16 protein-coding genes are annotated in these 15,636 nt (G+C 39.5%); 7 read left to right on the forward strand and 9 right to left on the reverse strand.

The features are described from left to right. Position 1: 1 nt before the first annotated feature. The 4 genes from AC1M9D_RS05690 (at position 2) to AC1M9D_RS05705 (ending at position 3,358) form a co-directional block, all read left to right on the forward strand. On the forward strand, positions 2–268 hold the full coding sequence (locus tag AC1M9D_RS05690) for an MmoB/DmpM family protein (protein ID WP_179998393.1): 267 nt from the start codon (positions 2–4) through the stop codon (positions 266–268). Between the two features lie 63 nt (positions 269–331). Next, positions 332–1,855 carry an aromatic/alkene/methane monooxygenase hydroxylase/oxygenase subunit alpha gene (locus AC1M9D_RS05695; RefSeq protein ID WP_179998392.1) on the forward strand — a complete coding sequence of 508 codons (1,524 nt, stop codon included), beginning with the start codon at positions 332–334 and terminating at the stop codon, positions 1,853–1,855. Positions 1,856–1,922: 67 nt separating this feature from the next. Then, positions 1,923–2,285, forward strand: a complete 363-nt coding sequence (locus AC1M9D_RS05700; RefSeq protein ID WP_481611690.1) for a phenol hydroxylase subunit P4 — start codon at positions 1,923–1,925, stop codon at positions 2,283–2,285. Positions 2,286–2,296: 11 nt separating this feature from the next. Beyond that, positions 2,297–3,358, forward strand: a complete 1,062-nt coding sequence (locus tag AC1M9D_RS05705; RefSeq protein WP_481611691.1) for a 2Fe-2S iron-sulfur cluster-binding protein — start codon at positions 2,297–2,299, stop codon at positions 3,356–3,358. 59 nt (positions 3,359–3,417) lie between these two features. Here AC1M9D_RS05705 and AC1M9D_RS05710 read toward each other — a convergent pair whose 3' ends face one another. Next, the gene (locus tag AC1M9D_RS05710) at positions 3,418–3,996 is read right to left on the reverse strand and encodes an OmpW/AlkL family protein (protein WP_481611692.1); all 579 of its coding nucleotides are present in this window, start codon (positions 3,994–3,996) and stop codon (positions 3,418–3,420) included. Between the two features lie 296 nt (positions 3,997–4,292). Then, complete coding sequence (locus tag AC1M9D_RS05715; protein ID WP_481611693.1) at positions 4,293–5,645, reverse strand: amidohydrolase; 1,353 nt, start codon at positions 5,643–5,645, stop codon at positions 4,293–4,295. Between the two features lie 206 nt (positions 5,646–5,851). Here AC1M9D_RS05715 and AC1M9D_RS05720 point away from each other — a divergent pair, with 206 nt between their 5' ends. After that, entirely contained in the window at positions 5,852–6,649 is a 798-nt protein-coding gene (locus tag AC1M9D_RS05720) for a hypothetical protein (RefSeq protein WP_092766078.1), read from the forward strand. Positions 6,650–6,664: 15 nt separating this feature from the next. Here the strand turns inward: AC1M9D_RS05720 and ruvB are convergent, their stop codons facing one another. The 3 genes from ruvB to AC1M9D_RS05735 form a co-directional block, all read right to left on the reverse strand. Beyond that, entirely contained in the window at positions 6,665–7,672 is a 1,008-nt protein-coding gene (gene ruvB / locus AC1M9D_RS05725; RefSeq protein WP_035265728.1) for a Holliday junction branch migration DNA helicase RuvB, read from the reverse strand. Positions 7,673–7,683: 11 nt separating this feature from the next. Then, complete coding sequence (gene ruvA / locus AC1M9D_RS05730) at positions 7,684–8,286, reverse strand: Holliday junction branch migration protein RuvA (RefSeq protein WP_481611694.1); 603 nt, start codon at positions 8,284–8,286, stop codon at positions 7,684–7,686. Positions 8,287–8,407: 121 nt separating this feature from the next. Further along, positions 8,408–9,748, reverse strand: coding sequence for a deoxyguanosinetriphosphate triphosphohydrolase (locus AC1M9D_RS05735; RefSeq protein ID WP_481611695.1), 1,341 nt, complete (start codon positions 9,746–9,748; stop codon positions 8,408–8,410). A 428-nt stretch (positions 9,749–10,176) separates the two neighbouring features. On the opposite strand from AC1M9D_RS05735, the gene sohB reads away from it, so the two are divergent. Continuing rightward, on the forward strand, positions 10,177–11,139 hold the full coding sequence (gene sohB, locus AC1M9D_RS05740) for a protease SohB (RefSeq protein ID WP_179998383.1): 963 nt from the start codon (positions 10,177–10,179) through the stop codon (positions 11,137–11,139). Positions 11,140–11,190: 51 nt separating this feature from the next. Here the strand turns inward: sohB and AC1M9D_RS05745 are convergent, their stop codons facing one another. Beyond that, positions 11,191–11,832: a DUF2238 domain-containing protein gene (locus tag AC1M9D_RS05745; protein WP_481611712.1), complete on the reverse strand. Its 642-nt coding sequence runs from the start codon at positions 11,830–11,832 to the stop codon at positions 11,191–11,193. A gap of 161 nt (positions 11,833–11,993) precedes the next feature. Between AC1M9D_RS05745 and AC1M9D_RS05750 the strand changes: the two genes are divergently transcribed. Beyond that, on the forward strand, positions 11,994–12,233 hold the full coding sequence (locus AC1M9D_RS05750) for a hypothetical protein (RefSeq protein WP_481611696.1): 240 nt from the start codon (positions 11,994–11,996) through the stop codon (positions 12,231–12,233). Positions 12,234–12,309: 76 nt separating this feature from the next. Here the strand turns inward: AC1M9D_RS05750 and purB are convergent, their stop codons facing one another. Genes purB through mnmA form a run of 3 tightly spaced genes read right to left on the reverse strand, consistent with a single transcriptional unit; the run spans position 12,310 to position 15,633 of the window. Continuing rightward, positions 12,310–13,698 carry an adenylosuccinate lyase gene (gene purB / locus AC1M9D_RS05755; protein WP_481594239.1) on the reverse strand — a complete coding sequence of 463 codons (1,389 nt, stop codon included), beginning with the start codon at positions 13,696–13,698 and terminating at the stop codon, positions 12,310–12,312. Positions 13,699–13,753: 55 nt separating this feature from the next. Then, the gene (gene hflD / locus AC1M9D_RS05760; RefSeq protein WP_092766084.1) at positions 13,754–14,485 is read right to left on the reverse strand and encodes a high frequency lysogenization protein HflD; all 732 of its coding nucleotides are present in this window, start codon (positions 14,483–14,485) and stop codon (positions 13,754–13,756) included. Positions 14,486–14,499: 14 nt separating this feature from the next. Next, positions 14,500–15,633, reverse strand: a complete 1,134-nt coding sequence (mnmA, locus tag AC1M9D_RS05765) for a tRNA 2-thiouridine(34) synthase MnmA (protein WP_092766260.1) — start codon at positions 15,631–15,633, stop codon at positions 14,500–14,502. Between the last annotated feature and the right edge of the window lie 3 nt (positions 15,634–15,636).

Consider the following 15,636-nt stretch of genomic DNA (forward strand, 5'->3'; position numbering starts at 1 on the left):
CATGTCTAAAGTGTATTTGGCATTACAAGATAACGATACCTCACGTTACATCATTGAAGCGATTGAAGAAGATAATCCTGACGCCACCATTCAGTATTTACCTGCCATGATTCGCGTAGAAAGTGAGAAAGGGCTGATTGTTCGTGCGGAAACGGTTTCGGAAAAATTGGGCCAAGAATGGGATATTCAATCTTTGCAGCTCAATATGATCACGTTGGGCGGTAATGTTGAAGAAGATGACGATACGTTCCGTCTACACTGGAATTAAAAAAAAGTAAGCGTCAATGTGCCGCATTGAAGCGGTATATCAAAAGAATAAAGGACCTTAGGTATGAATTCTAAAATTAATGCAATTGGCAAAAAACTGAATGCCAAAGACCGTTACCGTGCACTCACGCGTGATCTGGACTGGGAATTTTCCTATGCAGACCGTAAAGAAGCATTTCCTTATGAAGAATTTGAAGGCATTAAAATTACGGATTGGTCGAAATGGGAAGATCCATTCCGTCTGACCATGGATGCCTACTGGAAATATCAAGCGGAAAAAGAGAAAAAGCTGTACGCAATTTTTGATGCTTTTGCACAAAATAATGGTCAGTTGAATGTCACCAACGAACGCTATTTAAATGCCATTAAACTGTTTTTAACTGCTGTAACGCCATTGGAATATCAAGCCTTCCAAGGTTATGCCCATGTAGGACGTCAGTTCAGTGGTGTTGGTGCACGTATTGCGTCCCAAATGCAGTCCATTGATGAATTGCGTCATGTGCAAACGCAGATTCATGCGATGAGCCATTACAACAAATTCTTTGATGGCTTCCAAGATTGGTCACACATGCATGACCGCGTTTGGTATTTATCTGTACCTAAATCATTCTTTGAAGATGCGCGTTCTGCAGGCCCATTTGAATTCTTACTGGCTATAAGTTTTGCCTTTGAATATGTGTTGACCAACTTGCTGTTTGTACCCTTCATGTCTGGTGCTGCCCATAACGGCGATATGGCAACCGTCACATTCGGCTTTAGCGCGCAGTCAGATGAAGCGCGTCATATGACACTAGGATTGGAAATTGTCAAATTCCTACTGGAACAGCATGAAGACAACGTGCCGATCGTACAGGAGTGGATTGATAAATGGTTCTGGCGTGGCACTCGATTACTATCAATTGTCGGCATGATGATGGATTACATGCTGCCAAACAAAGTTATGTCATGGAAAGAAGCATGGGAAACTTATTTTGAAGAAGCGGGTGGTGCGCTCTTTAAAGATCTAAGCCGCTACGGCATTCGTATGCCGAAATATTCTGAAGTCATTGAAAAAGAAAAAGAGCATGTCTCGCATCAAGCATGGTGGATTTTCTATAACTTTGGACATGCGGCTGGCTTCCACACTTGGATTCCAACCGATGAAGAAATGGATTGGTTATCAGAAAAATATCCAGACACTTTTGACAAGTATTATCGTCCACGTTGGGAGTTGGCACGCAAGATGGAAGCAGAAGGTAAACGTTTCTATAGTGCAGGCTTGCCACAGCTGTGCCAAATCTGTCAGGTACCGATGACCTTTACTGAAATGGATGGCGATCAGACCATGTTCAGTTACCGCAGCAGTGTCTATAAAGGCGAGCGTTATCACACTTGTTCTGATGGGTGCCATGATATTTTCGAACGTGAACCGGAAAAGTATGTTCAAGCGTGGTTACCCGTGAATCAAATTTTGCAAGGTAATTGTGGTGGCCCTGATCTGGAAGTGATGTTGCGCGAATATTACCGCTTTAATGTCGGTGCCGATAATTTAGATATCGAAGGTTCTCCAGATCAAGCACGTTGGAAGAAATGGAAAGGTGTGGCTTAAGTCGAATGTTTGGATAGTCCATCAAAGGGCTATCCACCTTCATCATGGAATTTAGGAGTTTAGGGATATGCCAGTAAAAGCAATTAACAACCAATATGATTTTGAACCTCGTGATCTACAAAAACATTATGGCGACAACATTCTGATTTATGTGGGATGGGATCATCACACCTTATATTGTGCGGCGCATGCCATGTTGGCATCACCACAGCAAAGCTTTCAAGATTTAATCGATCAGCAAATTAAAGGTGGATTTCACCAACATCCTGAGTTTGAGGAGATTGATTGGTCAAAAGTCGAATATTTGTTGGACGGTCAACCATTCCAGCCACAGCTGGACCAAAGTCTGGCGAGCCAAAATATCAGACATAAATCACTATTGCGCTTCGTAACACCTGGGCTGGATGGCTACCAGCATCGTCATGTTTAAGGAGCGATGAAATGAGTTATCAAGTCACGATTGAACCGATTGGAACCATCATCGAAGTAGAAGAAGATCAAACCATCTTGGATGCAGCTTTACGGCAGGGTGTATGGCTTCCATTTGCCTGTGGTCATGGCACCTGTGGTACCTGTAAGGTACAAGTAACCGACGGATACTATGATGTCGGTGAAGCATCTCCATTTGCATTAATGGACATTGAGCGTGAAGAAAATAAAGTTCTCGCATGTTGCTGCAAACCAGAATCAGATATGGTCATTGAAGCGGATGTGGATGAAGATGAAGACTTCCTTGGCTATCTGGTTGAGGATTTTCAGACAGAAGTGATTGAAATCAAAGATCTCTCACCGACAATTAAGGGTGTACGTCTAGCTTTAGACCGTCCAATGCAATTCCAAGCTGGGCAATATATCAATATACAATTCCCTGGAATTGAAGGTACACGCGCCTTTTCGATCGCCAATTCCCCAAGTGAGGAAGGTATTGTTGAATTACATATCCGCCAAGTACCGGGTGGCACAGCGACTACTTATGTCCATGAATCATTAAAGACGGGCGATAAACTTGATATTTCAGGGCCATATGGACAATTCTTCGTACGTAAGTCTGATCCTCAAGACGTAATATTTATTGCAGGCGGTTCGGGCTTATCTAGTCCTCAATCGATGATTCAGGATTTACTAGAACTGGGTGATCCACGCACAATCTATTTGTTCCAAGGTGCACGTGATGTGGCAGAGCTATATAACCGTGAAATATTCGAAAACTGGGTAAAAAAATATCCTAATTTTCGGTATATTCCAGCTTTAAATGCGCCTAAAACTGAAGATCAGTGGACTGGTTTTACAGGATTTGTGCATGAGGCAGTAGCTGAATATTTTGAAAATAAATGTTCTGGTCATAAAGCTTATTTGTGCGGTCCACCACTCATGATTGACGCTGCGATTTCCACGCTAATGCAAAGTCGTCTGTTTGAAAGAGATATTCATACAGAACGCTTTCTCAGTGCGGCCGATGGCGCATCGGATCAATCACGTTCAGCACTATTTAAACATATCTAATTGCTTGATAGGTGAACATAAAAAAAACAGCCAAATGGCTGTTTTTTTTACCGAATTACTTAAAAATGATAAGCCAGTGTAAGGCTGTAGAGACTTGGATCAATTTTGAGATTACCTGCATCCGCACCATTGATTTTCACATCGCTGTCTACTTTGACATAACGATAATCAAAACCTAGACTAATTTTATTATTGATGAAATATTCTAGGCCGGCGTTAAACGCGATGCCATGTGAATTGGACAGATCAACATCTGAACCATCTGTGCTGTCAGTATCATAAAAATAGACATAATTGTAACCGATGCCTAGATAAGGATTAATATTACCTTTGGGTTTGAAATGGTACTGGAGACTCAAGGTGGGTGGCAGATATTTGGTGCTGCCTAGTTTGACTCCATCACCATAAAAATTATGTTGTGGCGGGATACCAGCTAATAAATCCAGGCTGATGTTGTCACTGAGGAATAGCCCCATGGCTAGGGTTGGTCGATAACTTTCACCAATTGAGGTTTCAACACTGTTAAATAACAGGCCAGGATGTTTGTCTGCTTCAATCTGGGTAATACCAAATCGCAGATACTTGTCATGCGAAAGTAAAGGTGAGGCAGAAATTGCGGTGCTTACCGTTAGGGCCAAACTGGTACAGAGTATTGTTTTTTTTCATCAAATTTATTCCTTTAAATATAGTCAATTTCATTACTTTGAAATTGATTAGGAATATTGCAATAGTTGTACCATATTTATTTTTTAAAAAAAATCAATCACTTGTTTGTTTTTTAGATTTGTGGTTTTCATCATTTCATTTATTAGATGAAAAGTACGATTGAAATTTAATGAAATAATGAAATTTGCATTTCAATAAAATATGTATTTGAGAAGAGTCAAGAATTATCGTTCTAGACTCTCCTTAATTCAACTTACCATAAAATGATTTAAACTTTATTGTGTATTTTTATCCAGTCTTTTTGAACTTGTTGTGCAATAGTCGGATAGTCCATCACAAAACGAATGTGGCTTTCAACGCCAGTTTTTAATGTCGCATCATCTACAATAAATTTAGGGTTATGATTGGGTGCAGCCTTACTGATCTCTTGATCTTGAGGTGTTGCACCAATGAAAATGAACAATGAAGGCATAAGTTGACCATAATAGGCAAAGTCTTCACTTGCGCTTGCATTGTTTTCAAGCACATGTAATTTATCTTCACCGTGAACTTTCGCAAGTGATGGCGCGATGAGTTGAGTTAGCGTTTTATCGTTCCTGGTAACGGGGGCATAAGCGGCAATTTCTACTTTGGCTTTTACGTCATTTGCATGAGCATTATGTTCGATCAATTTCGGTAAATCCTTGAGAATATTCTGGCGGACCTCTTCATTATTTGATCGAATCGTGCCAACCATATTGACTTGCTCTGGTATCACATTTCCTACCGTTCCACCTTGGATACTGCCAATACTGATTGCCCCCATACCTTTGGTTAAATCTGCACGACGGCTGATCAAACTCTGCATATTACTAATCATTTGAGATGAAGCATAAATGGGATCACGTCCTAGCCATGGCATAGAACCATGAACTTGTTTTCCACTGACCTGAATGCGCAAGTGATCTGCACTGTTTAAAATAGTGCCATCTTTATAAAAAATATGACCACTTGGCATACCTGCCATAACATGCATACCGAAGATCACTTCAGGCTTAGGATTTTTTAAAGCCCCATCTGCAATCATCTTACGTGAACCAATTTGATCGCCATGGCTAAAGTTATCAATATCTGCTCCACCTTCTTCAGCTGGTTGGAAGACAAACACAACAGTACCTGCAATTTTATCTTTATTTTCCGAAAGTACTTTTGCAGCGCCGAGTAACATTGCTGTGTGAGCATCATGTCCACAGGCATGCATCACTGGCGTTTCTTTACCTTGATAGATTGCCTTTGCCTTACTCGCAAAAGAAAGTCCTGTTTTTTCCTCGATAGGTAATGCATCCATATCTGCACGTAATGCCATCACTGGGCCAGGTTTTGCACCTTTAAGAATTCCGATTACACCTGTTTTGGCATAGCCTGTGCGGACTTCAATTCCATATTTTTTTAATTCTTTTTGAACCAGAGCCGAGGTTTTAAATTCCATATTGCCGAGTTCGGGATGTTGGTGAATGTGCTGTCTTAATTTGATGGTATGTTGTTCAACCGCGTTCACACCGTCATCAACCCAATCTGCAAAACTCAAGGTTGAAGAAAGGGACAAGATAGTACAAGCAGAAATTAGCCTAAGTGATATCATGAACTCAATGTCCTAAAAATCCTAAAGTTTTATGAGCTTCTCATTCACTTCTGATGGTTGCAAAACTTAACAGGTATATCGAAATACATGAAAAGTATAGTGACCATGAAGCATTGATTTTTAATGCTTTATCCATAGATTTAAAGTTGTTATTATTTGTAAACTATTCATTTTGAATAATTATTTTAATAGTTGTGGGGGAGTTAATGAGTGTTGAAGAAGAACTAAAGCATAATCAAGATGTCATGATTCAACTGCCGTGGACTGTTCCACAGCAGCCGTTATTAATGACACAAATTCAGGTTGACCCTGAAACAAAGAAAATTCCACTCGATATAAAACATTCAACTGATACGACAGCGATTTGGATTACTGGATTATCATTTATCGTGACAGCATTCATTGTATATATGTCCACAAAGCAACAGATAAAAGCGAACAGAGAGTTAATAGAGAGTCAAAAAGATCATTTTGAAAAAGAATTAGTATTTAAAAACAAACAAGTTATAACTCAAAATTTTATTCAATATGCTTCGAAATTCATTAGTGGACAAGCAAATCTTATTATAAAACTAAGAGACTTTGGGGTATTTTACGGTTCTATTAGTGAAAAGGAAAAATTGGATCGAACTACACATGTGGGGCAGATATATCAAGAGTTAAGAGATATCTCAAATCAAGTTTTACAAGATTATCATGTCTTAGAGTTATTTTTATTGAATAAAGGACGTTCAATCACCAATTTAGAAGTAAAAAATAGACTGTTTTTTAACTTATTATGGAGATATTTAGAAATTTTATTAGATGAGCCTAAATCAGAGTCATGGTTGAAAAAAGAGGACATAACACTTAGTGATCTGTTAGAACATAGGGAATTTCAAAATATAGGAAGTGAGCTTAAAAAGAATTTAGGTGAAGATAATATTACAATTTACTTGCTGCTAAATGAGTTAAGTAGACAGATTAGCAAATTAATTAAAGCCGAATTAAAAAAAGCAGCCTAAGCTGCTTTTTATAAATCACTTCTCTTTCGGTTCAGGTGGTGTCATCCCAAACTGCAAATACGCCTGATTTGTTGCAATACGACCACGTGCGGTACGCATCACATAACCTTGCTGAATCAAGTAAGGTTCAATCACATCTTCCAGCGTGCCTGAATCTTCTGCCATTGCCGCTGCTAGAGCTTCAACACCTGCAGGACCACCATCAAAACGTTCTAATAACATGGATAAATAACGGCGGTCGAGTGTATCTAAACCATCCTTGTCCACATTCAACATATCAAGCGCACGTTGCGCCATTTCTTGTGTGACCTCACCTGTACCTTTCACTTGAGCATAGTCACGTACACGACGCAGTAAACGGTTTGCGATACGAGGCGTACCACGAGAACGACGAGCCACTTCCTTCGAACCAGCTTCAGTGATTGGAACATCCATCAGATTTGCAGAACGAGTCACGATATGGGTCAAATCTTCAACTGAATAAAACTCTAATCGCTGGACGATACCAAAACGATCTCGAAGCGGAGAGGTCAATAAACCGGCACGAGTAGTCGCAGCGACTAAAGTGAATGGCGGTAAATCTAACTTAATTGAACGCGCAGCAGGGCCTTCACCAATCATAATATCCAGTTGGTAATCTTCCATTGCAGGATAAAGGATTTCCTCGATCACTGGAGAGAGACGGTGAATCTCATCAATAAATAAAACGTCACCTTCTTCTAAGTTAGTGAGCATTGCTGCCAAATCACCAGCGCGCTCTAACACAGGACCTGAGGTGGATTTGAGATTGCCACCCATTTCACGCGCGATAATATTGGCAAGTGTGGTTTTACCTAAACCCGGGGGACCAAAAATCAAGGTATGGTCTAAAGCTTCACCACGTCCACGAGCTGCACCAATAAAAATTTCCATCTGCTCACGCACAACAGGTTGACCAATATAATCATCTAATGATGTTGGTCGAATGGCACGATCAAAATGATCTTCTGGTTTTTCAGAACCACTGATAATACGGTCTTGCATAATATGAGATCTTATTTATTCATCGATTTTAAGGCAGCACGGATAATATCGGATGCCTCAGTGAAATCACCTTTGACGGCATTGACTAACTTTTGGGCTTCTAATGGCTTGTAACCTAATGACTGTAAAGCAGCCTCAGCCTCAGCGACAGCAGAGTTACCCGTAAACTGAATTTGTGCTGTTGTAGAATTGGATGTGGATGGATGAGCTGCAAGTGCTTTAAAGCGATCTCGAAGTTCAATCATCAAACGCTCTGCTGTCTTTTTACCAACACCTGGAACTTTGACTAAAGTGTTTACATCTTCATGTTCAACGGTATGAATGAGCATGTCTACGCTGAGTGTTGAGAGAATACCCAATGCCATTTTGGGACCAACGCCGTTCACTTTAAGTAAAGTGCGGAAAATACTTTTTTCTTGTGCGTTGCAAAATCCATACAGTAATTGGGCATCTTCACGTACAGCCAAATGCGTCCACAATGTGACTTTTTGTCCTTTCTGTAATTGGCAAAATGTTGAGAGAGGTGTATCAACCTCATAACCAACACCATTTACATTCAATAAAACTGTTGGTGCTTCCAAAGCAAGCACTTCACCAATAAGACATCCAATCATTCAATTATTTCACTTATTTGTCGATGTTAAATTCACTATGTCAGCATAGTAGTGTCCATTGCTTCAGAACGCAAAATCAAAAAACACTTTATGCTCTTTTCTTGAACACTAAATTTAAGGTTTATAAAAATCCAACTTTATTCCCTTGAAGTTCCTGTGCCAAATGATAAGCCTGATGATCCGAAAATTTTGAGATCACATCTAAGACTTGCATGATATTGTCATAGTGATCATCACTAAAACGTACACCTAAGCCTGAGATAATAGACAGTAAACGTCCTTCCTTAAAATTATGAATTTTATTGGGGGTCGTAAGCGGAATAAAGGCATCTAGTATGTGCTGTAAGCTTTGATGTGCAATGATTTCTAAACCAGATTTTTGAGGATGCTCAAAGATTTTTTCCCGCGCTAAATTCTTTGCACAATCAATTCCTGCTTCGATATCGGGCGAGCAATATTGGAGCAAACTACCTTTAAGCTGTCCTGACAAAATTTCAAAATGATGTTTAGCAAAAGCGGAAGTGACTTCATCAACCAAGCGTTTCATCACACGACCACGCAATGCTGCAATCTTTTGTTGCCACGTGGTGTATTGCATTGCAAGTTCAGCAGGCGTGCCATAGTCACCGAGCAGATTTAAAAAAATAGGTTCGACTTGCTCATAGCTGAGCATGTTAAGAATAATGCCATCTTCTAAATCGATCAGGGCATAACAAATATCATCCGCAGCTTCGAGTAAATAGGTGAGTGGATGGCGACAGAAATGATATTCACCATATTGTATAAGACCTAATTGGTGACCAATTTGTTGCAAAATTTCTTTTTCAGATTGATAGCAACCAAACTTAGCTCGTTTACTGGCAGGAGTATTCCCCTGAGAGTCAATGGTTTTAGAAAGCCATGGGTACTTTAAGTAAGCTCCTAAGGTTGCGTAAGTGAGGCGCATTCCACCGTCATTAGGGTGATAGTCAATTTTCGTGAGTAAACGAAGACCTTGAGCATTGCCTTCAAACTGGCGAACATCGGCCTGCTGTTCAGGGGTTAAACTCGATAAAAAATCGCCGTGTGATGCATCATCAAACCATTCTCGAATCGCATATTCACCTGCATGACCAAAAGGGGGATTGCCAATATCGTGTGCAAGACAGGCTGCTTGAATAATTGCACCGACATCTGCAGGAGAGATCCACATAGGTAACTCATCACGAATTTTTTCAGCCGCCAGCATTCCCAAAGAGCGTCCGATGCAAGAAACCTCTAGGGAATGTGTTAGACGCGTATGAATGCCATCATGTTGAGTCAGGGGGTGAACTTGAGTTTTACGGTTAAGTTGCCTAAAACTCTGAGAAAAAATAATACGATCGTAATCTTTATGGAAGGGGCTACGTGCTTGTTCTGTATTTTGTTTTGAACTACCAAATCGAACTGTTGATAACAGTTCCAGCCAACGCATTTGAGTCATTTATCATTATTCATCATTACTGTATGGAACCATCATGCCAAAAAAATAGTGAAAAATATATGCTGACACGACATAATTTGGCGCATTGGAAATGCATTTCAGAAAAGTTTAAGAAGTAAAATAATAAGTATTAAGGTGTTGATTTTAAGAATTATTATCCTAATATAATTCAATTTCTTCACTCTCAAATCATATAAGAGTCTCTAATTGATTTTAAAGATAGATATCAATCATGAGATGATGCGTAGATGCTCATCGGTTCGATAATTTTTTATCGAGATAGTATGCATAATGTATCTACTTTTTATGCCGATTGTTGATCAAATTGATCCTACGATTGGCATAACATTTCAATAAAGCTATTGAAATTTGTCTATTTTGACCTCATGTTATCCTCATAAAGATGAGTTATAGAGATGTGAATTTATATGTTATTTCATTTGCCGAAACTTCCTGCCGAAATTCGAGTCACTCACTTAAATGCGCGTATTAATGAACAACGAAAAAAAATTGCGCAAAGTACTGCATCTAAACTTGAACTTCTGCAGTTGTCTCAGCAGTTTTCAAAAGAAGCACGCACGCGTAAAAAGAATAATCAGAAAGTATATGTAATTGATTTTAAAGGTGACATGGCAGCTTCAGCTGTAGAGAATCTTCGTGAAGAAATTACTTTGATTTTGGCGACTGCTAAAGCAGGGCGTGATCGTGTCGTAGTTCGTTTGGAAAGTCCAGGTGGGATGGTACATGGTTATGGACTTGCGGCTGCTCAACTGGTGCGTCTGCGCGATGCTGGTTTTCATCTAACCATTTGTGTTGATAAAGTCGCAGCAAGTGGTGGATACATGATGGCATGTATCGGTAACGAAATTATTTCTGCTCCATTTGCAGTGATTGGTTCAATTGGCGTTGTTGCTCAAGTGCCTAATTTTAATCGTTTACTTAAAGAACATAATGTTGATTTTGAGCTTTATACTGCGGGTCAATATAAACGTACCGTGACCATGTTTGGTGAAAATACGGAAGAGGGTAAAGCAAAGTTTGAAGAAGAGTTGCAACAAACGCATGCATTGTTCAAGCATTTTGTTGAAAAATATCGTCCACAGTTAAATGTTGAAAAAGTAGCAACAGGTGAACATTGGTACGGTCAAGATTCATTAGATTTGAATTTGGTTGATAAGCTTCAAACCTCGGATGAGTATTTATTAAGTTTATTGACAGTGCATGATGTTTACTTGATTCAAACTCGCCGTAAACCTACCTTAGGTGAGAAATTAGGACTGCAAGCGGCACAAATGGCGGACAGTTTGATTCCTGCTGTGATGAATAAAGTTATGGACACTTTAGTCAAAACTAATGCGAACTTAGTGCAACTACGTGATCCTAAACTTTAAATTCGATGAAATAAAAAAAGCCAATCTAATGATTGGTTTTTTTATGATTTATCATTTGTATGGTCGAGAGTCTAATTTTCGATATAACATCACTATTCCTGTGATCATGGACCCAAGTGTTGCGAACAGCATATCTTTATGGGCATCCCAAATATCACCTTGTTGACCATTATAATTTTCTGCTGCCTCAGGGGAAAGATTAATCGCAATCGACCATTCAATCCATTCGTAAATGAGACTGGTGGCCATGACAAACTGAACCACAATAAGAAAAAGTACTCGTTCAGATAATTGTGGTAAATAGAATTGAATGATCCTCAGGAAAAAAGGATAGAGAAGTAGACCATAGGCAAAATGGACCAAGCGATCATACATATTTCGCTCCCAACCCATCTGTGCATTTAAATGTATGTTGAAGTAGTGCATCAACCATTCATTATAGGGAACATACGAATATAAATAGTGCGCCCCAAGAATATGAATGATCAGAAATCCAATATAGAGAGAAAATGCGATAAAACTCAAACCAACTTTCTTTTGTATATAGATCAAAAACACCAGCATTAAAGCTGTGCCAAGTTGATGTAAGCCATAAGAAGCATATTCAAGAGGCTTTATACTTGCCAAGATCAGCACCACTATGAAAATGAAGAATACGAGGTGGTGTTTAGGAGTAAATTTTTTGTAGTACATTTTGTTATATGTTGATTTGATTAATTTCTTCATATGATTGTAATGTATCAATCCTGAGAATAAGCTGCAGATAGCATTATTTTTATAAATAGTTGTTTATATCAATAGCTCATTGCAATCAGGATGATCAGTTAGAATATGATTTATTTTGAGTTTTTATTATGACGGTTTCAGCTGCTTTTCTTGCACAGCAAAATGCATATTTTCATTATGAGTTTGAAGAGCTTACTTTGAATGACTTTCCTGAAGAGATCTCAGTATCACTTCGAGGAATGATGTTTAGGCATGACATTCAATATGATCAAGTGACTCATTATATATACTATAGCGATGTTTTAACAGGTGATGAATTAGAAAAGCTCAGAACTGACTTTATACGTTACTGCCCTGATGAAGCATGATTTTTTATCGAAACATTTGATGAGTCTCATACAAAAAAAAGCGAAGCCTAAGCTTCGCTTTTTTATTCAATACTATTTAGATTTTAGCAATCAAATCTTTAATTTGTTTCGCTTGCTCAGCAGCATTACCTGTATAAGATGCAGGTGTCATTTCAGCAAGACGCGCACGATCTGCTGCAGGAACAGCTTCTAATTCGTTACTATTTACAAAATTCACCATCATTTCGCGAGTCATTGCTTGACCACGAGTAAGGGCTTTCAGTTTTTCGTATGGTTTTTCAACGTTATAACGACGCATTACTGTTTGAATTGGTTCAGCAAGAACTTCTTGAGCGTTGTCTAAGTCTTCAAGAATACGGTCGGCATTCAATTCAAGTTTGCCCACACCTTTCAAGCAAGCTTCAAATGCGATCAAGCTTTGTGCAAAACCAACGCCCATGTTACGAAGAACAGTAGAGTCAGTTAAGTCACGCTGCCAGCGAGAAATTGGAAGCTTTTCACCAAGGTGAGCAAGGACTGCATTAGCAATACCCAAGTTACCTTCAGAGTTTTCAAAGTCGATTGGGTTCACTTTATGTGGCATTGTTGAAGAACCAACTTCACCTTCTTTTAATTTTTGTTTGAAGAAACCAAGAGAGATATAACCCCAAACATCACGGTTGAAATCGATGAGGATTGTGTTGAAACGACGAAGCGCATCAAACAATTCAGCCATGTAGTCGTGCGGCTCAATTTGAGTTGTATATGGGTTAAACGTGAGACCTAAAGATTCAACAAATGCTTGCGAGTGAGCAGGCCAGTTAATTTCAGGGTAAGCAGAAAGGTGAGCATTATAGTTACCTACCGCACCATTGATTTTACCTAGAAGCTCAACATTGTTGAATTGTTTGATTTGGCGTGCAAGACGGTATGCCACGTTCGCCATTTCTTTACCCAATGTTGTTGGGCTTGCAGTTTGACCATGTGTACGAGACAACATTGGTTGATCAGCGTGTTTTTCTGCAAGTGCAACAATTGAGTCCACGATTTGTTGCATAGACGTAGCTAGTACTTCACGACCGCTTTTCAGCATGAGTGCATGAGACAAGTTGTTGATGTCTTCAGATGTACAAGCAAAGTGAATGAATTCACCCGCATTTTTAAGTTCATCAATGTTTGCAATTTTCTCTTTTAAGAAATATTCAACCGCTTTTACATCGTGGTTGGTTGTGCGTTCGATTTCTTTGATACGGTTAGCATCGTCTTCAGAGAAATTTGCAACGATTGCATCTAAAGCTGCATTTGTTTCGTTAGAAAAAGCTGGCACTTCTGTAATTTCTGGGCGATTTGCAAGTGCTTGTAACCAGCGCACTTCAACAGTCACACGAGCATGGATTAAACCAAACTCAGAGAGGAAAGGGCGCAAAGCATCACATTTGCTTGCATAGCGACCATCTAATGGAGAAAGTGCGGTTAAAGCGTTCATAGCAATTCCTTAAACTTTGGAATGAAACGTAAAACAGAACTCGATATACATCAGGTTAAACCACCTGAAACTGTAAACGAGCGAGATCTTGAATATCTTTCAGTAACTTGCGTTTGGTGAAGATCATGCTCCATGAACTTCCACCTGACTGACGCCATAAATGCGCCATCTGTAAACCTGTAAACAATGAAGCACGAATACGATTGGTGTGCGAAGAATCCTTAAAAGCTTCTGCATTGCCTTTCACCATAATGCGAGGATTAATCTGTCCTGCAGTTTCGACATAGGTTTGAGCAAGGTTTGCAAGAATACTTGGATGTAGATAATTATGATCAAAAAAGGAGAGTTGTTTTAGTATTTTTTCTTGTGATTTTTCAATAATTTCAACGAATTTTGGGTTGCTATATACTTTCTTTTCTAAATGTAATAATGCCATTGCATAGGACATTGGAAGTTTTGCATTGGCAAATTTAGGTATTCTTGATTTTGGTGCAGTATTGAATGGTTGGGTGATGCTACTTTCTAATGTTTTTAATCCCAGAGAAATATCTGCAAGCTGGTTAAAAAAATCTAAGGTTTGACAATTCTTATTGGAAGTAGGGCGAATATTTAAACTCGCCTTAATTAATTGTTCTAAATAGAAGTTACCGTTTTCGCCAATATTTTGTCGACCTGCAATGGCTGTCATATGTGTCAGCTGAGTCGATTGAAATACTGCTGCCAAAGCCAAAGCTCTGTTTTGACGATCATTCAGAGTCTGAAGCTGCTGGAACGGTAACTCTGTCATGCCTGAAAATTCCTTTAAATAAAATCAGGTTTAGGCGCATTAGTATGATGAATCACACCGCCACCTAAACAAACTTCATCCGCGTAAAACACAACGCTTTGTCCTGGCGTAACAGCACGTTGAGGTTCATCAAATTCTACACGTACACCTTGCGGTGCATTTGGGTCATTAAATAAGACACATGCTTGATCAGGTTGTCGATAGCGAGTTTTCGCTGTGCAACGGAAACCATTTTCTGGAATCTCTTGCTCACCTGCAACCCAATCAATCGCTTCAGACCATAACATGGTACTTTGCATGAGGGGATGCTCATGACCTTGGCCAACAACTAAACGATTGCCTTCGATATCTTTGTGTAATACGAACCAAGCACCTTCTTCAGCGCCTTTCATACCACCGATACCAATACCACCACGCTGACCGAGCGTATAGTACATTAAGCCGTGATGATCACCAACCTCTTTACCATCTTCGAGGACAATTTTACCCGGTTGAGCAGGTAAATATTGCTTCAAGAAGTCATTAAATCGGCGTTCACCAATAAAACAGATACCTGTAGAGTCTTTTTTCTTCGCTGTTGCAAGATCTAAATCTTCAGCAATTTTACGAACTTGAGGCTTTTCAATTTCACCGACAGGGAACAAGGTCTTGTTAATTTCACGACCATGAACGGCATGTAGGAAATAAGTTTGGTCTTTGTTGTTATCCACGCCACGGAGTAAAGGCGCATATTGCTCACCTTTAGAGTTGGTCATGGTTTCACCGCGACGAGCATAGTGTCCTGTTGCGATGAAGTCAGCACCTAATTTCATGGCATGATCGAGGAATGCACGGAACTTAATTTCTTTATTACATAAAATATCTGGGTTTGGGGTGCGCCCCGCAGCATATTCAGCCAAGAAGTGCTCAAATACACGATCCCAATATTCCATTGCGAAGTTGGCTGTATGTAATTTGATACCGATACGATCACATACGGCTTGCGCATCTGCAAGATCATCCATAGCCGTGCAGTATTCTGTGCCGTCATCTTCTTCCCAGTTTTTCATGAAAAGACCTTCAACTTGATATCCTTGTTGAAGTAATAAAGCCGCAGAGACAGATGAGTCTACACCACCTGACATACCGACGATGACACGTTGTTGCATAGG

It is taken from the genome of Acinetobacter sp. ANC_7682, from assembly GCF_056779795.1.